The 21,291-nt window shown below is 72.0% G+C and carries 19 protein-coding genes; 6 read left to right on the forward strand and 13 right to left on the reverse strand.

Annotated features, from left to right (window positions below; translation table 11 throughout):
* Window positions 1-8: 8 nt before the first annotated feature.
* The 6 genes from JYK18_RS43890 to pucL all read right to left on the reverse strand — a co-directional run bounded on the left by JYK18_RS43890 (window position 9) and on the right by pucL (window position 6,548).
* The gene (locus JYK18_RS43890; RefSeq protein ID WP_206810134.1) at window positions 9-1,454 is read right to left on the reverse strand and encodes an NCS2 family permease; all 1,446 of its coding nucleotides are present in this window, start codon (window positions 1,452-1,454) and stop codon (window positions 9-11) included.
* Between the two features lie 71 nt (window positions 1,455-1,525).
* Window positions 1,526-2,008, reverse strand: coding sequence for a nucleoside deaminase (locus tag JYK18_RS43895; RefSeq protein WP_206810136.1), 483 nt, complete (start codon window positions 2,006-2,008; stop codon window positions 1,526-1,528).
* Between the two features lie 14 nt (window positions 2,009-2,022).
* Window positions 2,023-4,335 (reverse strand): xanthine dehydrogenase subunit D, encoded by a 2,313-nt coding sequence (gene pucD / locus JYK18_RS43900; protein WP_206810138.1) that lies wholly within the window; start codon window positions 4,333-4,335, stop codon window positions 2,023-2,025.
* Complete coding sequence (locus JYK18_RS43905) at window positions 4,332-4,808, reverse strand: (2Fe-2S)-binding protein (protein ID WP_206810139.1); 477 nt, start codon at window positions 4,806-4,808, stop codon at window positions 4,332-4,334. Before JYK18_RS43905 ends, pucD begins: the two co-directional genes overlap by 4 nt.
* Window positions 4,799-5,683: a xanthine dehydrogenase family protein subunit M gene (locus tag JYK18_RS43910; protein ID WP_206810140.1), complete on the reverse strand. Its 885-nt coding sequence runs from the start codon at window positions 5,681-5,683 to the stop codon at window positions 4,799-4,801. The genes JYK18_RS43905 and JYK18_RS43910 overlap by 10 nt, the downstream gene beginning before the upstream one ends.
* A 13-nt stretch (window positions 5,684-5,696) precedes the next feature.
* Complete coding sequence (gene pucL / locus JYK18_RS43915) at window positions 5,697-6,548, reverse strand: factor-independent urate hydroxylase (protein ID WP_206810141.1); 852 nt, start codon at window positions 6,546-6,548, stop codon at window positions 5,697-5,699.
* Window positions 6,549-6,723: 175 nt separating this feature from the next.
* Here pucL and JYK18_RS43920 point away from each other — a divergent pair, with 175 nt between their 5' ends.
* A complete protein-coding gene (locus JYK18_RS43920; RefSeq protein WP_206810142.1) occupies window positions 6,724-8,283 on the forward strand; it encodes a PucR family transcriptional regulator in 1,560 nt (519 codons plus the stop codon).
* Here the strand turns inward: JYK18_RS43920 and JYK18_RS43925 are convergent.
* Complete coding sequence (locus tag JYK18_RS43925) at window positions 8,249-9,004, reverse strand: TetR/AcrR family transcriptional regulator C-terminal domain-containing protein (RefSeq protein WP_206810143.1); 756 nt, start codon at window positions 9,002-9,004, stop codon at window positions 8,249-8,251. The genes JYK18_RS43920 and JYK18_RS43925 overlap by 35 nt on opposite strands.
* A 51-nt stretch (window positions 9,005-9,055) precedes the next feature.
* Here JYK18_RS43925 and JYK18_RS43930 point away from each other — a divergent pair, with 51 nt between their 5' ends.
* Entirely contained in the window at window positions 9,056-9,658 is a 603-nt protein-coding gene (locus JYK18_RS43930) for a GNAT family N-acetyltransferase (RefSeq protein WP_206810144.1), read from the forward strand.
* Here JYK18_RS43930 and JYK18_RS43935 read toward each other — a convergent pair.
* Both JYK18_RS43935 and JYK18_RS47870 read right to left on the reverse strand, forming a co-directional pair.
* Window positions 9,608-10,516 (reverse strand): phosphotransferase, encoded by a 909-nt coding sequence (locus JYK18_RS43935; RefSeq protein WP_242584591.1) that lies wholly within the window; start codon window positions 10,514-10,516, stop codon window positions 9,608-9,610. The two genes, JYK18_RS43930 and JYK18_RS43935, sit on opposite strands and share 51 nt — an antisense overlap.
* Window positions 10,516-13,056 carry an AAA family ATPase gene (locus JYK18_RS47870; RefSeq protein WP_206810145.1) on the reverse strand — a complete coding sequence of 847 codons (2,541 nt, stop codon included), beginning with the start codon at window positions 13,054-13,056 and terminating at the stop codon, window positions 10,516-10,518. Before JYK18_RS47870 ends, JYK18_RS43935 begins: the two co-directional genes overlap by 1 nt.
* 72 nt (window positions 13,057-13,128) lie before the next feature.
* Here JYK18_RS47870 and JYK18_RS43945 point away from each other — a divergent pair, with 72 nt between their 5' ends.
* Window positions 13,129-14,013 (forward strand): MBL fold metallo-hydrolase, encoded by an 885-nt coding sequence (locus JYK18_RS43945; RefSeq protein WP_206810147.1) that lies wholly within the window; start codon window positions 13,129-13,131, stop codon window positions 14,011-14,013.
* The gene (locus JYK18_RS43950; protein WP_307796353.1) at window positions 14,004-15,146 is read left to right on the forward strand and encodes a carboxylesterase family protein; all 1,143 of its coding nucleotides are present in this window, start codon (window positions 14,004-14,006) and stop codon (window positions 15,144-15,146) included. Before JYK18_RS43945 ends, JYK18_RS43950 begins: the two co-directional genes overlap by 10 nt.
* Here the strand turns inward: JYK18_RS43950 and JYK18_RS43955 are convergent.
* Window positions 15,115-15,456 carry a hypothetical protein gene (locus JYK18_RS43955; protein ID WP_206810149.1) on the reverse strand — a complete coding sequence of 114 codons (342 nt, stop codon included), beginning with the start codon at window positions 15,454-15,456 and terminating at the stop codon, window positions 15,115-15,117. The two genes, JYK18_RS43950 and JYK18_RS43955, sit on opposite strands and share 32 nt — an antisense overlap.
* Before the next feature lie 97 nt (window positions 15,457-15,553).
* Here JYK18_RS43955 and JYK18_RS43960 point away from each other — a divergent pair, with 97 nt between their 5' ends.
* Window positions 15,554-15,823, forward strand: coding sequence for a glutaredoxin domain-containing protein (locus JYK18_RS43960; protein WP_206810150.1), 270 nt, complete (start codon window positions 15,554-15,556; stop codon window positions 15,821-15,823).
* Between the two features lie 50 nt (window positions 15,824-15,873).
* Here JYK18_RS43960 and JYK18_RS43965 read toward each other — a convergent pair whose 3' ends face one another.
* The gene (locus tag JYK18_RS43965; RefSeq protein WP_206810151.1) at window positions 15,874-17,607 is read right to left on the reverse strand and encodes a pyruvate dehydrogenase; all 1,734 of its coding nucleotides are present in this window, start codon (window positions 17,605-17,607) and stop codon (window positions 15,874-15,876) included.
* A 112-nt stretch (window positions 17,608-17,719) separates the two neighbouring features.
* On the opposite strand from JYK18_RS43965, the gene JYK18_RS43970 reads away from it, so the two are divergent.
* Complete coding sequence (locus tag JYK18_RS43970) at window positions 17,720-18,631, forward strand: LysR family transcriptional regulator (RefSeq protein ID WP_206810152.1); 912 nt, start codon at window positions 17,720-17,722, stop codon at window positions 18,629-18,631.
* On the opposite strand, the gene JYK18_RS43975 is transcribed toward JYK18_RS43970, so the two are convergent.
* Together JYK18_RS43975 and JYK18_RS43980 are read right to left on the reverse strand one after the other, a co-directional pair.
* On the reverse strand, window positions 18,628-19,368 hold the full coding sequence (locus tag JYK18_RS43975; protein ID WP_206810153.1) for a succinate dehydrogenase/fumarate reductase iron-sulfur subunit: 741 nt from the start codon (window positions 19,366-19,368) through the stop codon (window positions 18,628-18,630). The two genes, JYK18_RS43970 and JYK18_RS43975, sit on opposite strands and share 4 nt — an antisense overlap.
* Entirely contained in the window at window positions 19,365-21,290 is a 1,926-nt protein-coding gene (locus tag JYK18_RS43980) for a fumarate reductase/succinate dehydrogenase flavoprotein subunit (RefSeq protein ID WP_206810155.1), read from the reverse strand. Before JYK18_RS43980 ends, JYK18_RS43975 begins: the two co-directional genes overlap by 4 nt.
* Window position 21,291 lies beyond the last annotated feature (1 nt).

The following is a 21,291-nucleotide window of genomic DNA, read 5'->3' on the forward strand; positions in this document are numbered from 1 at the left end:
CGTCCTCCTTAGAAGAGTGCTTTCACGCCGTTGATGCCGAAGTAGACGGCGAAGACCAGCGCCAGCAGGGTGAGCAGCCAGCCGGCCTCGCGCCATTTGCCCTTGCAGGTCTTGACCAGCACGAACGCGATCAGGCCCGCGCCAACGCCGTTGGTGATCGAGTAGGTGAACGGGATCAGCGCCGCGGTGAGGAACACCGGGATCGTGTAGTCCGCCTCGGTCCACGGGATGTGGCGGACCTGGGCCATCATCATGCCGCCGATGACCACCAGCGCCGGGGCCGCCGCCTGCGCCGGGACCACCCCGGCCAGCGGGGTGAACAGCAGGGTGAGCGCGAACAGCGCCCCGGTGACCACGCTCGCCAGCCCGGTCCGCGCGCCCTCGCCGACACCCGCCGCCGACTCCATGAACACCGTGTTCGGCGAGGAGCCGGTGACCCCGCCCGCGACCGCGCCCGCCCCGTCGACCAGCAGGATGCGGCCCATGCCGGGCACCTTGCCGTCCTTGGACAGCCCGGCCTCCTGCGAAACGCTGGTGATCGTGCCCATCGCGTCGAAGAAGCCGGACAGCACCAGGGTGAACAGGAAGATGGTCGCGGTCAGCGCGCCGGCCGAGACGAACCCGCCGAACAGGTCCACCTCGCCGAGCAGCCCGAAGTCGGGCGCGGCGAAGAAGTCCGTCGGCAGCGTCGGCTCGGTGCGGCCCCACTCGCCGAGGCCGAACCCGTCGTGCAGCACGACCGCGGCCACCGTGGCCACCCCGATGCTGATCAGCACCGCGCCGGGTACCTTGCGCGCTACCAGCACCGTCATCAGCAGCAGGCCGAAGCAGAACACCGCGATCGGCCAGCCGTCGAGGTGCCCGTCCACGCCGAGCTGCACCGGGACCGTGGTGCCCGCCGCGTCCGGGACGCGGGTGACGAACCCGGCGCTGACCAGGCCGACGAGCGCGATGTAGAGCCCGATGCCGACGGTGATCGCGGTTTTCAGCGGCATCGGGATGGCGTTGAGGATCCGCTCGCGGATCCCGCTGGCGGCCATCAGCACGATGCACAGGCCCTCCAGCACCACCAGGCCGAACGCCTGCGCCCAGGTCATCGAGGGCGCCATCTGGAAGGCCACGATGCCGTTGATGCCGAGCCCGGCGGCCAGCGCCAGCGGCGCGTTGCCGACCACGCCCATCAGCACGGTCATCACCGCCGCCGAGAGCGCGGTGGCGGTGGTCAGCTGGGCGGTGCTCAGCTTGGTGCCGGTGATGTCCGCCGACGCGCCCAGGATGAGCGGGTTGAGCAGCACGATGTAGGCCATCGCGACGAAGGTGGTGATGCCGCCGCGCACCTCGCGGCCGACGGTGCTGCGCCGGTCCGAGATCCGGAAGAACCGGTCGAGCGGGGACTTGCGTGGGGGTTCGGGCTCGTCTTCGTGAACCCGGTCATCGGGACGTGCCAGCGTCATTGGGGGCGTCCTCTCCCTTGCCGGTGGGTTTCGGGGACGTGGTTGTGGTGCTCCGGTCAGCGTTCGTGCGCTCAGTAGTCGACGCGGTCCGGCTGGTCGAGCCAGGTCGCGAACGGGGTGAAACCGTCCTCTACGGACACCTGGGCCACGGGTACGGACCAGGCGTCGCGAGGGGTGGAGAACAGGTCGTAGAAGGCGAGGTCGTCGAACCCGGCCTTCGCCGCGTCGTGCCGGTCGGCCGCGTAGACCACGCGGTCCACCCGCGCCCACAGCGACGAGGCCAGGCACATCGGGCACGGTTCGCAGGACGACACCAGCACGCAGCCGTCGAGCTTGAAGGTGCCCAGCGCGCGGCAGGCCGCGCGGATCGCGACCACCTCGGCGTGCGCGGTCGGGTCGAGGTCGGGGGTGACCCGGTTGACCCCGGTCGCGACGATCTCGCCGTCGCGCACGACCAGCGCGCCGAACGGGCCGCCGCCTTCCTTGACGTTCTTCGCGGCCAGCCGCACGCATTCGGTGAGCCAGGCGGCTTCGGCGGTTTCGATGGTGGTCATGGTTCTCCAGGTCTTCAGGTTCCGGTGATGTGCTCGGGCCGGATCGGCACGCGGGGCAGTTCCAGCCCGGTGGCCGCGCGAATGGCGTTCGCGATGGCCGGGGTGGCCGAGATGGTCGGTGGTTCACCGACCCCGCGCACGCCGTAGGGCGCGTGCGGGTCGGCGCGTTCCAGTACGTCGATGCGCATCGGCGGCATGTCCAGCACGGTCGGGATGAGGTAGTCGGTGAACGACGGGTTGCGCACCTTCCCGTCGCGGACCTGGATCTCCTCCATCACGGCCAGCCCCAGTCCCTGCGCCGAACCGCCCTGGATCTGGGCGATCACCGCGTCGGGGTTCATCGCCTTGCCGACGTCCTGCGCGCAGTCGAGCTGCACGACCTTGACCAGCCCCAGTTCGGTGTCCACGTCGACCACCGCGCGGTGGGCGGAGAAGCCGTACTGGACGTGCGCGTCGCCCTGCCCGGTTTCCGGGTCGAGCGGGTAGGTCGGGCGGTGGTGGTACTCCCGCGTTTCCTCGATCGCCTCGTCTCCGAGGATATCCGCCAGCCCCGCCAGCACTTCACCGTCGGAAGCCACGAGCTTTCCGCCGGACAGGGCCATTCCTTCGGGCGATCGTCCAAGTTGCCTTGCCGCGCGGGCGAAAACCCGGTCGGCCACGGCCCGGCACGCGTTGCGCACCGCACCGCCGGTGATGTAGGTCTGCCGCGACGCCGAACTGGAGCCGGCGTCGCCGACGCCGGTGTCCGCCGGGGGCACGGTCACGCGCGGCACACCGAGTTCCGTGCGCGCGATCTGCTGCTGCAGCGTGACCAGCCCCTGGCCGACCTCCGCCGCCGCGGTGTGCACCATGGCGACCGGTTCGCCGCCGAGCAGTTCCAGGCGCACCCTGGCGGTCGAGTAGTCGTCGAGCCCTTCGGCGTAGGAGATGTTCTTGATCGTCACGCCGTACCCGATGCCGCGGACCACGCCTTCGCCGTGCGTGGTGTTCGACGCCCCGCCCGGCAGTTCGCGGATGTCCACCGGGGACGTCCGGTTCTCCGGTGGCAGCGGCATGTCCTTGACCCGCTGCACGAGCTCGGCGACCGGGGCGGGGAAGTCGATCACCTGCCCGGTGACGTTCGCCGAGCCCTCGCTCATCGCGTTGCGGATGCGCAGGTCCGCCGGATCCATGCCGAGCGCCGCCGCCAGTTTGTCCATTTGGGACTCGTAGGCGTAGGTCGGCTGCACCGCGCCGAGCCCGCGCATCGCGCCGCACGTCGGGTTGTTGCTGTAGACGCCCCAGCCCTCGATCTTCGCGTTGGGCACGTTGTACGGCCCGACGCTCAGCGTGGTCCCGTTGCCGACCACCACCGGTGTCTTCGAGGCGTAGGCACCACCGTCGAAGTACATCCGGGCGCGGACGTAGACCAGGTCGCCGTCCTTCGTCGCGCCGTGCTCGTAGTACATCTTCGCCGGGTGCCGGTGCACGTGGCCGAAGAACGACTCCTCGCGGTTGTAGACCATCTTCACCGGCCTGCCGGTGCGCAACGCGAGCAGGCACGAGTGGATCTGCATGGACAGGTCCTCGCGCCCGCCGAACGCGCCACCCACCCCGGACAGGGTCAGCCGCACCTTCTCCAGCGGCAATCCCAGCGCCTTCGCCGTCTGCCGCTGGTCCACGTGCAGCCACTGGGTGGCCAGGTACAGGTCGACCCCACCGTCCTCGGCGGGGATCGCCAGCCCGGACTCCGGCCCGAGGAAGGCCTGGTCCTGCATGCCGATCTCGTACACCCCGGACACCACCACGTCGGCTTCGGCGTCCGGGTCCCCGCGCACGATCCGCTGGTAGCGCACCAGGTTCCCGTCCGGGTGCAGCTTCGGCAGCGTGGTGTCGTGCGCGGCCCGCTCGGGATCGGTGATCGGCTCCAGCACCGCGTAGTGGACCACGATCTCCTTGAGCGCCTGCCGGGCGATCTCGGGGTGGTCGGCGGCCAGGATCGCCACCGGCTCGCCCTGGTAGCGCACCCGGTCGGCGGCCAGCGCCGGGGTGTCCTGGTACTTGAGGCCGTAGACGTTCTCGCCGGGCACGTCCTCGTGGGTGAGCACCGCGTGCACGCCCGGCACGGCGAGCGCGGCGGCGGTGTCGATCCCGGTGATCAGCGCGTGCGGGTGCGGGCTGCGCAGGGTCGCGCCCCACAGCATGTCCTCGTGCCACAGGTCCGAGGAGTAGGCGAACTCGCCCCGCACCTTGAGCACGCCGTCCGGGCGCAGCGGGCTTTCCCCGATGCCGCCGGTGATCGTGTCGTCGAGTTCCTGCGGAGAGCGGGTGGGGATCGGTGTGCTCACTGCGCTGCCTCCACCTTCCGCGCGGCGGCCAGCCGGACGGCGTCCAGGATCTTCTCGTAACCGGTGCAGCGGCACAGGTTCCCGGCCAGCGCCTCGCGGATCTCGGCGTCGCTGGGCTGGTGGTTGCGCTCGATCAGGTCGTGCGCGGCGACGAGCAGGCCCGGGGTGCAGAACCCGCACTGCACCGCACCACGCTCCACAAAGGACTCCTGAACGGGGTCGAGTTCGTCACCGTCGGCGAGCCCTTCGACGGTGCGCACCTCGCGGCCCTCGGCCTGCCCGGCCGCGACCAGGCAGGCACACGCCGGGACCCCGTCGAGGTAGACCGTGCACGAACCGCATTCGCCCTGCTCGCAAGCATTCTTGGCACCGGGCAGGCCCAGGCGCTCACGCAGCAGGTAGAGCAGGCTCTCGCCCTCCCAGACGTGGTCGGCCCGCCGGTGCTCCCCGTTGACCGTGACGTTCACGCGCATGCCTGCCAGCTCCCTTCGCGGTAGTCCTGCCACGCCCAGTCCAGCGTCCGCCGCGCCATCACGGCCAGTGCGTGCTTGCGGTAGGCGGCGCTGCCGCGCACGTCGTCGATCGGTGACGCGGCGGCGGCCACCAGTTCGCCGAAGCGGCGCTTCACCGAGTCCTCCAGCGCGCGCGGCGAGGTCCAGTGGTTCCGGTCGGCCAGCTCACCGGCCAGGAACTCCTCGGCGTCGACCGCCCGGCGCGGGGTCGGCGCCGCCGAGCCGACGCCGGTGCCGACCCGGCCGCTCTCGGGGTGCAGCGCCAGGCCGAACGCGCACACCGCGATCACCATCGCGTTGCGGCTGCCGATCTTGCTGAACTGCTGCGGCCCGGTCGCCGGGCGCAGGTGCACCGCGGTGATCAGCTCGTCCTCGGCGAGCACGTTGCGCTTCACCCCGGTGTAGAAATCCTTCACCGGCACCAGGCGCGTGCCGCGCACCGAGGCGACCTCCACCTCGGCGTCCGCGGCCAGCAGCGCCGGGTGCGCGTCACCGGCCGGTGAGGCCGCGCCCAGGTTGCCGCCCACGCTGCCGCGGTTGCGGATCTGCGGTGAGCCGACCGTGCGCGAGGCCATCGCCAGCCCGGGCAGCCGGTCGCCGAGTTCGGCGATGATCCGGGTGTAGGGCACGCTCGCGCCGATCCGGACGCGGCCGTCCACCACCGCGTGCTCGTGCAGCTCGGCCACCCGGCCGAGGTCGAGCAGCGCGGCCGGGCGCCGGTGGTCGAAGTTCAGCTCGACCATCACGTCGGTGCCCCCGGCCAGCGGCACGGCCTCGGGGTGCGCGGCCTTCGCCGCCAGTGCTTCGGCGAGCGTCGACGGTCGCAGGAAGTCCATTGTGTCCGTCCCTTCAGGAATCGTCCCGCCGCACGGTGCCCTCGATCAGGCCGTACGGGCGGTCCGCGGCGAAGAACACCTCACCGGGGTTGTCCAGGCCGAAGGCCGACAGGTCGCTGAGGAAGTGGTGCTTGTTCGGCAGGGACAGGCTGATCTCGGCGATCTCCGGCACGTTCTCCAGCACCCGGGTGCCCATCGCGTAGAGCGTCTGCTGGAGCGAGTAGCTGTAGGTTCCGCCGAACGCGTCGAGCAGGCTCGCGCGGGCGGTGTCGAACGCCTTGCCCCAGTCGACCCCGTCGACCGTGCCGAACCGCCAGGTCGCGGAGACCGCGGTGGCCAGGATGCGGTCCTTGACCTCGGCCAGCGTGGTGTACTCGTCGCGCGGGAAGCCCCAGAACTCCGAGTCGGTCGAGTTGAGCACGGTGAGGTCGGTCAGCCCGCCGGTGACCTCGGCGCGCTCGCCGTCGTAGGTGATCAGCGCGGTGCGCGTGCCCCCGCCGGAGCGCGCGAACGAGTGGTGCGACGGCCGGCCGCCGACCTCCAGCCGCGCCCAGGGGTAGCTCTCGATGCGCACCTTCGCGGCGTGGATCGACGGCTGCGTGTCGACGAACCGCCTGGCCAGGCGCAGGCCGTAGTCCTCGATCTCGCCGATGCCCTCCCTGGCGAAGGCGAACACGGTGTTCTTCTGCGTGTCGGTGGCGAGCACCTTGTCGTTGGCCCCGGTCAGGTGCGTGTCGGTCATGTCGCCGGACAGCGAGACGCTCACGTTCAGATCGGTGATCTCGTGCCGCCCGCCGTCGCGGTCGATCCGGACCACGCGGTTCTCCGCCTTGCCGTACTGGTTCTCGCCGAGCACGATCGCCATAACCCTGTTCCTTCCTGCTGCGTTGTGAAGCAGTACACAGCCGGGCCCGGCGGAGCGACCACGGCTGATCCACCGAAACCCGCCGTTCACCCCGGCGCCGTTTTTGTGGTTACCTCCAAAGGCCCTCCACGTCGCGGTATGCGGTACTGGGAGGCCGACGGAACGGGAGGTGCGGGTGCGACTCGGAGCCCTGCTGGACACGCCGGAGCTGGGGCTGACCCTGCTCTTCGGCCCGGACGCGCGCGAGCGCGAGTTCGAACGCGTGTTCACCTCGACGCTGAGCGATCCCACGCGGTACCTGACCGGCGGTGAGCTGGTGCTCTGCGGGATGCGGTGGCTGCCGGCGCCCGCCGACGCGGACGCCTTCGTCGCCACGCTGGTCCAGGCCGGGGTGGTGGCGCTCGGCGCCGGGACGGCCGAGGCGCCCGGCCCGGTGCCGGACTACATGATCGAGTCGTGCCGGGGGGCCGGCCTGCCGCTGTTCGAGGTGCCGGTGTCGGTCTCGTTCGCCACGGTCAGCGAGCGCGTGATCCTCGGCCTGGCCGCCGAGCGGGCCGGGCCGGGCGGGCTGGCCGGGCACCGCCGCCTGCTCGCCGCGGTGACCGCGGGCGGCGGCCTGCCCGCGCTGGTCGAGGCGGGGGCGGCGGAACTGGGCGCGGACTGCTGGGTGCTGAGCGCGACCGGCCGGGTGATCGCCGGTACGAGCGACGACCCGGCCGGGCTCGACGCGGCGAAGCGCGCGCAGTTCGCCCGCCGGTACCTGATGGGGGAGCGGCTGCCGCGCGTCGCCGACGGGTTCACGCTGCTGGCCTCGGCGAACAAGGCGGGCCACCGGATGGCCAGCTGGTTCGTCGTGGTCGCCGGGGACCACGCGCGCTGGGAACCCGCCCAGCGCGAGGTCGCCGCCGAGTTCGCCGCGCTGGCCGGGCTCGAACGGTCCAGGTTGGACGATGCGAAACGGATCGAGAACCGGCTGGCCGAACCGTTGCTGCGCAAGGTGCTCTCCGAGGGCGCCACGCAGCCGGAACTGACCTCGCGGCTGGCCGCGGCCGGGTTCTCCGGCGGGGAGCAGGTGCTGGTGCTCTCGGCCGGGGTGCAGGGCGGCGGACCCGGCCTGGCGCCGGTCATCCTGGACGAGGTGCTCGCCCCGTTCGACGGCCCGGCGCTGGTCGGCACGGTGGAGAACGAGACCTTCGGCCTGCTGGCGGTGGCCGAACCCGCCGACGGGCTGGCCGAGCGGATCCGCGAGGCCGTGCTGCTGGTGGAGCCCGCGCTCGGCTCAGCGCGGCTGGCCGTCGGCATGAGCCGCGCGCCCGACGCGCAGGCGTTGCGGCCCACCATCACCGAGGCCCGGCACGCCCGCAAGCTCGCCGAGCTGGGCCCCGGCCGCGCTTCGGTGGTCGCCGGGGACGAGGTCGCCTCCCACCTGCTGCTGCTCGCCGCCGTGCCGGAGGAACTGCGCCGCTCGTTCGGCGCGAAGGTGCTCGGCCCGCTGCTGTCCTACGACGAGGCGCACGGCTCCGATCTGGTGCACACGCTGAAGATCTTCCTGGAGAACTCCGGTTCGTGGACGCAGACCGCGGCCGAGCTGCACCTGCACGTGAACACGCTGCGGTACCGGGTCAGCCGGATCTCCGAGCTGACCGGCCGCGATCTCGGCCGGTTCGCCGATCGGGTCGATCTGTACCTGGCGGGCTGCTTCACCCGGGAGTGGGGGTTGCAGGCGGGCGAGTGAGGCCGTCGAGCACGCGGTCGAGGCCGTCGCGGAACCAGCTACCGGGGTCGGCGGTTTCGGGTGGTCCGCCCAGTTCGGTGGTCCACCGGGGAAGGCGGCGGGCTTCGGCGGCCCACCACGTGCGGTAGGTCTGGCCGGTACGGGCTTCCTGGTGTTCGGAGAGGAGCAGCAGGGCCATGCCCTGCACGTAGGCGCTCAGCGCCAGGTACCGGCTGAGCGCGGTCGGCGGGTCGAACCCGAGCGCGAGGAAGGCGTCGATCATCGCCCCCGCGGTGTCCAGCACGGCGGGGACCAGGGGCGGGCGGGTGCTCGCGAGCACGCTGACCAGCCAGGGGTGCGCGCGGTAGGCAGCCCATTCGGCCTCGGCGAGTTCGGTGAGGGTGCCTCGCGGCGGGGGAGTGAGCAGGCGCTGGACCATCGTCGCGACGAGCTTGTCGCGGCTGCCGAACGCGCGCTGCGCTTCGACCAGCGAGGTGCCCGCGATGGCGCGCAGGGTGACCGCGCCGATGCCCTCGGCGTCGGCGAGTGCGATGGCTTTGTCGACCAGTTCACCGGTTTTCGACGTGGTCCGGCGCGGGTTTGCCTGCCGCCCGTGGTCGCGGCGACGCCGGTAGGCGCGGGACTGGCAGGAGCGGGAGCAGTAGCGCCGCGGGCGTCCGGTGCGAGCGGGTTCGCCGGTTTCCCGGCCGCATTCGAGGCACGCGTTTCGACTCACGTCCATGTGCGTCGAAACTACTTCACCGGGGGTGCCTGGCGCGAGAGCGTGGACGGCATGACACTGATCGTCCGCCCCGCCGAACCGTCGGAATTCGACGCGGTGCTGGGGCCTTGCGTGACCGCGTTCGCCGATGAAGCCGTCTCGGCGTGGGTCGTCCCGGATCCGGTGTTGCGGCGGGAGCGCACGCTGGAGCTGTTCTCGACTTCGCTGCGCGAGGCCGTCGAAGCCGGGCGGCTGGTCGTCGCCTTCGATGGTGCGTTCGTCGCCGCGTCGATCTGGTTCCCTTGGGAGGGACCGGTTCCCGAGCCCGACGGGGACGACCGCCTGGCCACGGTCCTGGCCGCGACGGCCGCCCGGCACCCGCGCGAACCGCACGTGTACCTCTCGTCGATGGCCGCCCTGCCGGACCGCCGCGGCTCGGGCGCGGGAACGGCCCTGCTGCGGTACGGCATCCAGCGCGCCGGCGGGCTGCCGATCTACCTGGAGGCGTCGACCCCGCGGAACCGGCAGCTCTACCTGCGCCACGGTTTCACCGACCACGGCCCGCCCATCCCCTTGCCGGACAACGGCCCCGAACTCCAGCCGATGTGGCGGTCTCCGGCCGGATCAGGCGTCGGCCCGGCGGAGGCGTTCCCTGGCTTCGGGCTCCGACAGTGAGGTGAGGGGCAGGCCGGCCGCGTGCTGGTACTTGGCGTCGTAGGCCCTGGTCCAGACGCCCGCCGCCCACGCGTGCTGGAGTTCGGCGGTGCTGAACTCCCGGCCACGCGCGCGGCAGTACGCGTCGAGGAAGCGCTCGGTGTCCTCGACCGTGGCCAGCTCGTCGGCGTCCACGGTCGAATACAGCGCGGCGGCGAAACCGACCAGGACGGCTTCGCTGTCGGCGGTGATGCTGTCCCAGTCGTGCACCACCAGCAGCGTGTCGCCGTTCCAGCGCAGGTTGCCGGCGAGCCAGTCGCAGTGGCCGATCACTGCTGCGGATTCACCGGTCCGCAACCGGTCGCGGGCACGGCGCCCGGCATCGTCGATCCACTCCGCGCCGGACACGTCGTTGAGGTCGAGGTCCTCCGGGGACGGCCACAGCCCGCCGTGGGTCCAGTCGGCCCACGACAGTGGCGGGTCGAGAGTGGACACTTCGTCCGGCCGTGGCGCCAGCCGGATCAGCCACGCGAACGCCTCGGCGAAGCCCACGGCCGCGTGCTCCGCACTCGGGAGCGCCGCGCCGCCAGGCAGGTAAGCCTCCGCGGTGGCCACACCGTCACCCAGCGGCGCGACTCCGGTAAGCGGCCGCGGACACGGATAACCGGCCTCGTGCAGGCGGCGCTGCACCTCCACGCATGCCGCCAACCGAGGCGAGGCCGGGCGAACCTTGACCACGACCTCACGGCCGTCGGCCAGCCGCAGCCCGATGACGGCGGACAGGAACCCCGAGCTGAACAACTCCTCCGCCGGCGGGCTGCCCAGCTGCTCCACGCACCACCGGGCCAGGCGGCCGGGATCGACGGTACGCGTGGGCATCAGCTCACCAGGTCGCGCAACTGGGCACGTGCCGTCACGCCGAGTTTCGGGAAACTCCGGTACAGGTGCGACCCCACCGTCCGCGGCGACAGGAACAGCCGTTCCCCGATTTCGCGGTTGCTCAGTCCCCGCGCCGCCAGGCGGATGATCTGTTGTTGTTGCGGGGTAAGCGAACTCAGCGCGTCCGGCGAGGTGGCGGCGTCGACCCCGGCGGCCCGCAGTTCGCCTTCGGTGCGGGCGATCCACGGCCGGGCACCCAGGCGGCGGAAGATCTCCATCGCCGCCAGCAGGCGCGGGCGGGCATCGGTGATGCGACGACGACGCCGCAGCCATTCCGCGTAGTCCAGCAGGATCTGCGCCCGTTCGAACGGCCACTGCTCGCCGGCCGGATCCGCCAGCGCGGCCTCGAAGTGCGCCGCGGCCGAGTCGGGGTCCAGCAGCGCGAAAGCCCGGTGGAGCAAGGCGTTCATCCGCGGCGAGCGTTCCCCGTCCAGGTGCTTCGCGCACCGCTCGACCACCAACGCGGCCTCGGCTTCGTGCCCGGTGCGGACCGCGGCCGCCGCCAGTTCCGCCAGCCCGGCGTAGGAACACGAGTAGTGCACGGGGTCGCCCGCCGGGGTGAACAGCAGCCGGAACTGCTCGTACGCGGTCACGTGATCCCCGTCGGCCACCGCCGCCATGCCGAGCGCCCACCGGATGCGCACGGCCACCGCCCTGCTGCGCGACGGGTCCACAAAGGACAAACCGGTACCCGCCACCTCGCGGGCTCGCGCGGTTTCGCCGGACAACGCCAGCGCGGCGGCTTCGAGCGAACGCACCGCCGCGTCCAGGTGGGGGAGCCCGGTACCGGCGGAACTCGCGCTCGCCGCCGCCAGCCGCGCCTGCGCCCACTGCCCGTTCTCCAGGTACGCCCAGCCGGCCGAGCACCCGAGCCCCGTCGGCAGCGAACCGCTCATCCGCCACCGGTGCAGCGCGTCATCGAAGATCCGCACGGCCTGGCCCACCTCGTCGAGCAGCCACGCCATCGCGCCCAGCGAGACCAGCCGCCCCGGATCGCCCCCGGCGCGCGAGACCAGCTCCGGGATCGCCGCCGCCAGCTCGGCCCGCCGGACCGTCGGCTCCAGCAGGGCGAGCGTCCAGGGATCGTCGACGACCCGCGCCCGCACGGCGAGCCGGTGTTCCTCGTCGCCGGAGTAGAAACCCGCCACCGACGCCGAAGCCATGGCGATCGGGGCCAGGTCCGGGTCGTCCGCCGCGCTGAGCAGCAGCGAGATCGCGGTGTCGTGCTCGGCGCTCAGCGTCAGCACCTGCCCGACCCGCAGCGACGCCTGCGCCACCAGCGCCGGGTCGTCGGTGCTCGCGCTCGCCTTCGCCGCCAGCTGCTCGACCCACTGCGGCTGCCCGGTGTTGACCGCCACGCCCGCCGCGGTCACCAGGCGGCGCGCGCGGTCGTGCCGGTCCGGGCTCAGCTCGGCGGCGCGTTCCAGCGCGGTCGCCGCCGCCGCGTAACCACCGCGTTCACGGGCCCGGGCGGCGGAATCCTCCAGTGCGGCGGCGATTTCCTCGTCCGGTGCCTCGGCCGCGGCGGCGAGGTGCCAGGCCCGGCGATCGGGTTCCGTGGCGAGCATCCCGGCCAGCCGCCGGTGCGCCCGGCGCCGCGCGGCCAGCGGCGCGCCGTGGTAGATCGCCGACCGCACGAGCGGGTGCCGGAAGCGCACGCCATCGCTGAGGCGGAGCAGCCCGGCGCGCTCGGCGGGAGCGAGCTCCTCGGCCAGTTCGACCGCCGCGAGGTCGTCGGCGGCGACCAGCAGCAGCGCCTCGCGCGTCGGCTCGGGCAGCCCGGCCAGATCGGCGGCGAACACCCGTTCCAGCCGCTCGGTCAACGGCAGCACGTCCTCGTCGGAGTCGCCCGCCCTGGCCAGTTCGACCAGGGCCAGCGGATTTCCGGCGGCCTGGTCGAGCACCCGCAGCCGCCGCTTGCCGGACGGCGGATCCGGCTGCTGGTCCAGCAGTTCGCCGGCTTCCCTGACCGACAGCGGGCCGAGTGCCAGCAACGGGAATCCGCCGTACCCGGCCGCGTCCCTGGTCCCGCCGAGCACGGCCAGCGGCTCGTCGTCGATGCGCCGCGCGGCGAACGCGAGCGCGTCGAGCGAACCGGCGTCGAGCCACTGCAGGTCATCGGCGACCACCAGCACCGGCGAGCGCTGCGCGAGTTCGGACAGCAGGGTGAGCAGCGCGACCCCGACCAGCAGCCGGTCCGGGCTCCCGGTCCCGGCCAGCCCGATCGCGCCGAGCAGGGCCGCGCGCTGCCGCTCCGGCAGTTCCTCCAGTTCCGCCCGGACCGGGCGCAGCAACTGGTGCAGTCCGGCGAAGGGCAGGTTCGACTCGCTCGCCGAACCGGTCATCCGGAGCAGCCTGCCCCGGTGCGCCGCCGCGGCCGCCTCCAGCAGCGTGCTCTTGCCCGCGCCCGGTTCACCGGCCACGATCAGCACGCCGCCGGTCAGCCCGAGCACCGCCTCGCGTTCGCGGTCCCTCACCATGAGCCGACTGTATCGCCGACTGCAGTCAGGTGACCGATACCGCCGGGCGCACCCGCTGGCCAGGCTGGGGACATGCACACCACCACCATCGGCGAGGTCGAGATCACCCGCGTGGTCGAGCTGTCGGCCAAGGGCCTGCCCCGCCAGTTCGTCTTCCCCGACGTGCCGGTCGAGAAGTGGCGCGAGCACGAGCACTGGCTGGCGCCCGAGTTCCTCGACCCCGCCGCCGACGAGGTCCGCACGATGATCCAGACCTGGCTGCTCCGCAGCGAGGGCCGCACCATCCTGATCGACACCGGCATCGGCAACGGCCGCGAACGCCCGTACATGCCGTTCTTCGCCCACCTCGACACGAACTTCCTCGTCGACCTGTCCTCGGTCGTCCGGCCGGAGGAGGTGGACGTGGTGATCTGCACGCACGTGCACGGCGACCACGTCGGCTGGAACACCCGGCTGGTCGACCGCGAATGGCGGCCGACCTTCCCCAACGCCGAGTACGTGATCGCCCGCCCCGACTTCGACTACTGGAACCCGGAGAACAACCACCGCACGCGCTCGGGACGCCGCATGCAGAACGTGTTCGAGGACAGCGTCGCCCCGGTGCACCGCGCCGGGCAGACCGTGCTCTGGGAGGGCGAGCACTACGACGTCGACGCCAACCTCCGCCTCCAGCTGATGCCGGGGCACACGCCCGGTTCGGCCGTGGTGCACCTGCGGGATGAGGCGGTGTTCGCGGGCGACCTGCTGCACAGCCCGCTGCAGATCGCCGAGCCCGACTGCGGGCCGTGCTTCGACGAGGACGAGAAGCAGGCGGGGGTCAGCCGCCGCCGGGTGCTGGAATGGGCCGCGGACCACAACGCGCTGCTCGTGCCCGCGCACTTCCCCGGCGCCGGTGCGGCGGAAGTGCGCCGTGACGGCGGCAAGTTCGCGGTGAAGGAGTGGGTGGCGTGGCGGTGAAGGTCTTCCGGAACATCTCGTACGCGGCCCCGCCGGTGGGGGCCGCCCGGTTCGCCGCGCCGGTGCCGGTCGACGGGGTGCCGCGCGAGCACGGTCCGTCGGCGCCCGCGCCGGACCGCCGCTTCCCGGTGGACCTGAGCCCGGTGATCGGCCCCGGCTGGGTGCGCGGTGAGGACTACCTGACGGTCAACGTGACCACCCCGTCGACCACCGGCAGCGCGCCGGTGATGGTCTTCGTGCACGGCGGCGGGTTCGTCTCCGGCACCGGGCAGGCACCGCTCTACGACGGCACCTCGTTCGCCCGTGACGGCGTGGTGCTGGTGACGCTGAACTACCGGCTCGGCGCGCCCGGCTGGCTGGACCTGCCCGGGGCGCCGCGCAACCGCGGCCTGCTCGACGTGGTCGCCGCGCTGCGGTGGGTGCGGGCGCACATCGGCGAGTACGGCGGTGACCCGGACCAGGTGACCGTGTTCGGGCAGTCGGCGGGCGCGATGATCGTCAGCGCGCTGCTGGTCACGCCCGAGGCCGGTGGCCTGTTCCGGCGGGCGATCAGCCAGAGCGGCGGGCTCAGCCCGGCGACCGGCGAGCAGGCGGCCGAGACCACCCGCGCACTGGCCGGGCGGCTGGGGATCGCCGCCACGGCCGAGGCCTTCGCCGAGATCCCTGACGACCGGCTGGTCGCCGAACTCGGCCGGGTGCCCGGTGGTGCGCGGCTGACGCCGCTCGGGGTGGTGCTGGACGAGATCCCGCCGCCGCATCCGGTCGACCTGCTGGCGGGCACGAACTCCGAGGAGTCGCGCCTGTACCAGCTGCCCGAGTACAGCGCGGCGATCGACCGGATGTTCAGCGAGGGCACGCGACGCCTGGTCGAGCGCTACGACAAGGCGTTCACCTACGAGTTCGACTGGCGGGGCGGCCCGTTCGGTGCCTGCCACACCGCCGAACTGCCGTTCGTGTTCGACCGGGTGGACCTGCCGGAACTACGCACCCCGGGCGGGCTGCTCGGGCCCTCGGTGCCGGACGGCCTGGCCGCCGAACTGCACGGCGCGTGGGTCCGGTTCGCCGGGACCGGGGACCCCGGCTGGACCGGGGAACGACGGTTCACTGCTGGTAGTGGTAGCTCTGGGCGCTGAACCCGATGTCCGGGTGCCAGCCCCAGCCGCTCATCTGGTGGCTCTGGCCGGTGCAGTCGGTGCCGGCGTAGAGGGTCACCGGATGGGGCGCGGAGATCTCGTAGGAGCGCGACGGCGGCAGGTGCCAGCAGCCGGTGGAGTAGATGGTGGTGCGGTACCAGGGACCGCTGAAGCCGGCCTGCGGCCAGAAGCAGCCGTTGTAGATCATGCTGCTGCAGAGCAGTTCGGGTTGTTCGGCCTGCGCCGGGGTGGCGAAGCCGAAGGCGGCGAGCAACGGGAAGATCAGCGCGGTTCTTCGCAGTTTCCTCATCCGGGAAAGCCTAGTGACCGCACGCCGTGATCGGGACTCGAGCGAGGGCCGCGGCCGCGGTGGGTACGGTGGACGGTGAACCGAGGAGGAGCACGCAATGGACCCCATCTCCGCCGTCGACCTGTACTGGCGGCCCGGCTGCCCGTTCTGCATGGACCTGATGCCCAGGCTGCGCCGCAGCGACCTCCCGGTGCGCGAGTTCAACATCTGGGAGGACGCCGAAGCGGCGGCCCGCGTGCGGTCGGTCGCGGACGGCAACGAGATCGTGCCCACGGTGTTCGTCGGCGGGCACTTCATGATCAACCCGACGTTCGAGCAGATCGAAGCCGCCGTCCGCGAGCACGCCCCGGAACTGCTCGCCTCCTAGCCCGGCTTCCGGGGCTGCCCCGGAAGCCACCTCCGTGACCCGGGTGCGGGCTAGGGACGCGGCGCGTTGCGCAGGTTGCTGCGCGCCATGTCGATCATCTTGCCGACCCCGCCGTTGAGCACCGTCTTGCTGGCCGCCAGCGCGAACCCCCGGACCATCTCGCCGGTGATCTTCGGCGGGATGGACAGCGCGTTCGGGTCGGTGACCAGCTCGACCAGCGACGGGCCGTCGTGGTCGAACGACTTCCGCAGCGCGTCGCCGATCTGCGCCGGGTCCTCCACCCGGATCGAGTGGACGCCGCACGCCTCGGCGATCGCGGCGAAGCTCACCGGCACCTGGTCCGTGCCGTAGTCGGGCAGCCCGTCCACCAGCATCTCCAGCTTGACCATGCCGAGCGTGGAGTTGTTGAACAGCACCACCTTCACCCCGACGTCGTAGGCCGAGAGGGTGAGCAGGTCGCCCATCAGCATGGCCAGCCCGCCGTCGCCGGAGATCGAGACCACCTGCCGGTCCGGCTGCGCCAGCTTCGCGCCGATCGCGTGCGGCAGCGCGTTGGCCATGCTGCCGTGGCGGAACGAGCCGATCACCCGGCGCCTGCCGTTGGGCGTGAGGTACCGCGCCGCCCAGACGTTGCCCATGCCGGTGTCCACGGTGAACACCGCGTCGTCGTCGGCCAGCTCGTCGACCAGGTCGGCGGCGTACTCGGGGTGGATCGGGCGGTGCTGCTCGGTGCGCCCGGTGTAGGCGTCGACCACCTTCTCCAGCCGCCGGACGTGCTCGCGCAGCATCCGGTCGAGGAAGGTGCGGTCGGTGTGCCCGCGCAGCAGCGGCAGCACCGCCTTGATCGTCTCCTTGACGTCCCCGTGCAGCGCCAGCTCCAGCGGGGTGCGGCGGCCGAGGTGCGCCGGGTCGATGTCGATCTGGATGGTGCGGGCCTGCGGCAGGAAGTTGTCGTACGGGAAGTCGGTGCCCAGCAGCACCACCACGTCGGCCGCGTGCATCGCGTCGTAGCAGGCGCCGTAGCCGAGCAGCCCGCTCATGCCGACGTCGTACGGGTTGTCGTACTGGATCCACTCCTTGCCGCCGAGCGAGTGCCCGACCGGCGCGGCCAGCCGCTCGGCCAGCGCCATCACCTCGTCGTGCGCGCCCGCGGCACCCGCGCCGGCGAACAGCATCACCTTCTCGCCGGAGTCCAGCAGCCGGGCCAGCTCGGCGACCTGGTCGGTGGGCGGGATGGTGGGGGAGGGCTTGACCAACTGCACGCGCTCGACCCCGGGCACCGGCGCCTTGCGCTCGGAGACGTCGCCGGGAATGGTCAGCACGGACACCCCGCCCTTGCCGACCGCCACCTGCATGGCGATGCGCAGCAGTCGAGGCATCTGCTCCGGCTGCGAGACCAGCTCGCTGAAGTGGCTGCACTCGACGAACAGCCGGTCGGGGTGGGTTTCCTGGAAGAAGCCGGTGCCGACCTGCGCGGACGGGATGTGCGAGGCGATCGCCAGCACCGGCGCGCCGCTGCGGTGGGCGTCGAACAGGCCGTTGATCAGGTGCAGGTTGCCCGGGCCGCAGCTGCCCGCGCAGACCGCGAGCTTGCCGGTGACCTGGGCCTCGGCGGCGGCCGCGAAGGCGGCGGTCTCCTCGTGCCGGACGTGGACCCACTCGATGCCGTCGGTCCGGCGGACGGCGTCCACGATCGGGTTGAGGCTGTCGCCGACGATGCCGTAGATCCGCTCGACCCCGGCTTCGCGCAGCGTGCGCACCAGCTGCTCGGCCACTGTTGCCATTCCTCGGTCCTCCCCGTTGCTTCGTCGATCGGTACCTCCAGGTTCACCCCGTCGGCGGCATGTGTCCAATGCCTGATCCTCACCGGATCGATGCACTGAGACTATGGATCGCATGGAACTGCGAGTGCTGCGCCTGTTTCGGGAGGTCGCCGAAGGGGCGACGGTGACCGAGACGGCAACCCGGGCGAGGGTCACCCAACCGGCGCTTTCCCGCGCGCTGAAACGGCTGGAGCACGAGGTGGGCGCCGAGCTGTTCCAGCGCTCCGGCCGCGCGCTGCGGCTGACCCCGGCCGGGCGCGCGTTCAAGCAGCACGCCGACGCGGTGCTGGAGAGCTACGAACTCGGCGTGCGGGCGGTCGGCGAGCTGGTCGACCCGGACACCGGCGTGGTGGCGCTGGCGTTCCTGCACACGCTGGGCACCTGGCTGGTGCCGCCGGTGCTGAGCGGGTTCCGGCGGCGCCACCCGCGCGTGCGGTTCGACCTGCGCCAGCACGGTGAGGCGGGGCTGACCGCGGAACTGCTCGACGGCACCGCCGACCTGGTGCTGACCAGCGGCGATCCCGGCGACTCGCGGATCACCTGGCAGCGCCTGCTGGTCCAGCCCCTGCGGGTGGCCGTGCCGCCGAACCACCGGTTCGCCCGGCGACGCCAGATCCGGCTCGCGGAACTCGCCGAGGAGCCGTTCATCCTGCTGCGCAAGGGGTACGGCCTGCGCGACACCACCGAGGCGCTGTGCGCCGAAGCCGGGTTCAGCCCGCTCGTCGGCTTCGAGGGCGACGAGGTGGAGACCCTGCGCGGGCTGGTGACGGCCGGGCTCGGCGTCTCGCTGCTGCCGCTGCCGCACACCGCGATGTTCCCGCCGTCCCCGGCCGAGCACCCGGCTCCGCACCTGCGGGTGTCCGATGTGGTCTGCGCGCGGGACATCGGCATCGCCTGGCTGGCCGGCCGCGACCTGCCGCCGGTCAGCGAATCCTTCCGGCGGCACGTGCTCGCGACCGCGCCCCGCGCTTTGCCCGAGGACTAACGGCGTCGCGAGGCGCGGAGGAACTCGCGGTTGAGGTTGGCGATGCTGGTGAACGGGATGCCCTTCGGGCACGCCGCCACGCACTCGCCGACGTTCGTGCAGCCGCCGAAGTCCTCGGCGTCCATCGTCTCGACCATGTCCAGGACGCGCTGCTCGCGTTCCGGCGAACCCTGTGGCAGCACGTTCAGGTGCGTCACCTTCGCCGCGGTGAACAGCATCGCCGAGCCGTTCGGGCAGGCCGCCACGCAGGCCCCGCAGCCGATGCAGGTGGCGTTGTCGAAGGCCAGGTCGGCGTCCGGTTTCGGCACCGGGGTGGCGTGCGCCTCGGGCGCGGCGCCGGTGGGCGCGGTGACGTACCCGCCGGCGCCGATGATCCGGTCGAACGCCGACCGGTCCACCACCAGATCCTTGACCACCGGGAAACCCTTGGCCCGCCACGGTTCCACGTCGATCACGTCACCGTCGCGAAAGGACCGCAGGTGCAGCTGGCAGGTGGTGGTGCGCTCGGGGCCGTGTGCCTCGCCGTTGATCACCACCCCGCAGGAACCGCAGATGCCCTCGCGGCAGTCGTGGTCGAAGGCGATCGGCTGCTCGCCGTGCTCGATGAGTTCCTCGTTGAGCACGTCCAGCATTTCCAGGAAGGACATGTCCGGGCTGACGTCGTCGACCGGGTAGGTGACCATGCCGCCCTCGTCGGCCGGACCGGACTGGCGCCAGACGCGCACGGTGAGCTTCACGTGTAACTCCGCTGGGTGGGGTGTACGTAGTCGAATTCGAGATCTTCCTTGTGCAGCACCGGCTTCTCCTCGCCGTACTGCCAGGCGGCGACGTAGCTGAACCGCTCGTCGTCGCGCTGCGCCTCGCCTTCGGGCGTCTGGTGCTCCTCGCGGAAGTGCCCGCCGCAGGACTCTTCGCGGACCAGTGCGTCGAGCAGCATCAGCTCGCCGAATTCGAGGAAGTCGGCCACGCGCCCGGCCTTCTCCAGTTCCTGGTTCAGCTCGGCTCCGCTGCCGGGGATGCGCACGCGCCGCCAGAACTCCTCGCGCAGCGCGGGAAGCCGTTCGAGCGCCTTGCGCAACCCGGTTTCGTTGCGGGCCATGCCGCAGTGGTCCCACATCAGCATGCCCAGCTCGCGGTGGAACGAGTCCACCGTGCGATCACCCCGCACGGCGAGCAGCCGGTCCACCCGCGTGCGCACCTCGGACTCCACTTCGGACACTTCACCGGGCGCCACCGGTTCGAAGGTGCCGCTCGCGAGGTAGTCGTTGATCGCCGGTGGCAGCACGAAGTAGCCGTCGGCCAGGCCCTGCATCAGCGCGGAGGCACCGAGGCGGTTGGCGCCGTGGTCGGAGAAGTTGGCCTCCCCGATGGCGAACAGCCCGGGCACGGTGGTCTGCAGGTCGTAGTCGACCCACAGCCCGCCCATCGTGTAGTGGATGGCCGGGTAGATGCGCATCGGCACCTCGTACGGGTTCTCCGCGGTGATGCGCTCGTACATGTCGAAGAGGTTGCCGTACTTGGCTTCGATGGCCGGGCGGCCCAGGCGCGCGATGGCGTCGGCGAAGTCCAGGTAGACGCCGAGCCCGCCGGGGCCGACGCCGAACCCGGCATCGCACTGGTTCTTCGCCGCGCGCGAGGCGATGTCGCGCGGCACCAGGTTGCCGAAGCTGGGGTAGAGCCGTTCGAGGTAGTAGTCGCGTTCGGACTCCGGGATCTGGTTCGGCGGGCGCTCGTCCCCGGCCTTCTTCGGCACCCAGATGCGCCCGTCGTTGCGCAGCGACTCGCTCATCAGCGTCAGCTTCGACTGGTGCTCGCCCGAGCGCGGGATGCAGGTCGGGTGGATCTGGGTGAAGCACGGGTTGGCCAGGTAGGCGCCGCGCTTGTGGGCCCGCCAGATCGCCGTGGCGTTGGAACCCTTGGCGTTGGTGGACAGGTAGAACACGTTGCCGTACCCGCCGGTGGCGAGCACCACGGCGTCGGCGAGGTGGCTGGTCACCTCGCCGGTGATCAGGTCCCGCGCGACGATGCCGCGGGCCCGGCCGTCGACCACGATCAGGTCGAGCATCTCGGTGCGCGCGTGCATTTCCACGTTTCCCGCGTCGATCTGCCGCGACAGCGCCTGGTACGCGCCGAGCAGCAGCTGCTGTCCGGTCTGCCCGCGCGCGTAGAACGTGCGCTGCACCTGGACCCCGCCGAAGGACCGCGTGTCGAGCAGTCCGCCGTACTCGCGGGCGAACGGCACGCCCTGCGCGACGCACTGGTCGATGATCTGCCCGGAGATCTCCGCCAGCCGGTACACATTGGACTCGCGGGAGCGGAAGTCGCCGCCCTTGACCGTGTCGTAGAACAGCCGGTACACCGAATCGCCGTCGTTGCGGTAGTTCTTCGCGGCGTTGATCCCGCCCTGCGCGGCCACCGAGTGCGCGCGGCGCGGGGAGTCCTGGAAGCAGAACTGGATCACGTGGTAGCCCTGCTCGGCCAGGGTGGCCCCGGCCGAACCCCCGGCCAGCCCGGTGCCGACCACGATCACCCGGTGCTTGCGGCGGTTGGCCGGGTTGACCAGCTTCGCGGTGAACTTGCGCTCGTCCCAGCGGCGTTCGATCGGGCCGCCCGGTGCCTTGCCGTCGGCGATCGGCTCACCGAGTTCGTACTCGTGCATG

The sequence above is a fragment of the Amycolatopsis sp. 195334CR genome, assembly GCF_017309385.1.
In the GTDB taxonomy this organism is placed as follows: Bacteria; Actinomycetota; Actinomycetes; order Mycobacteriales; family Pseudonocardiaceae; genus Amycolatopsis.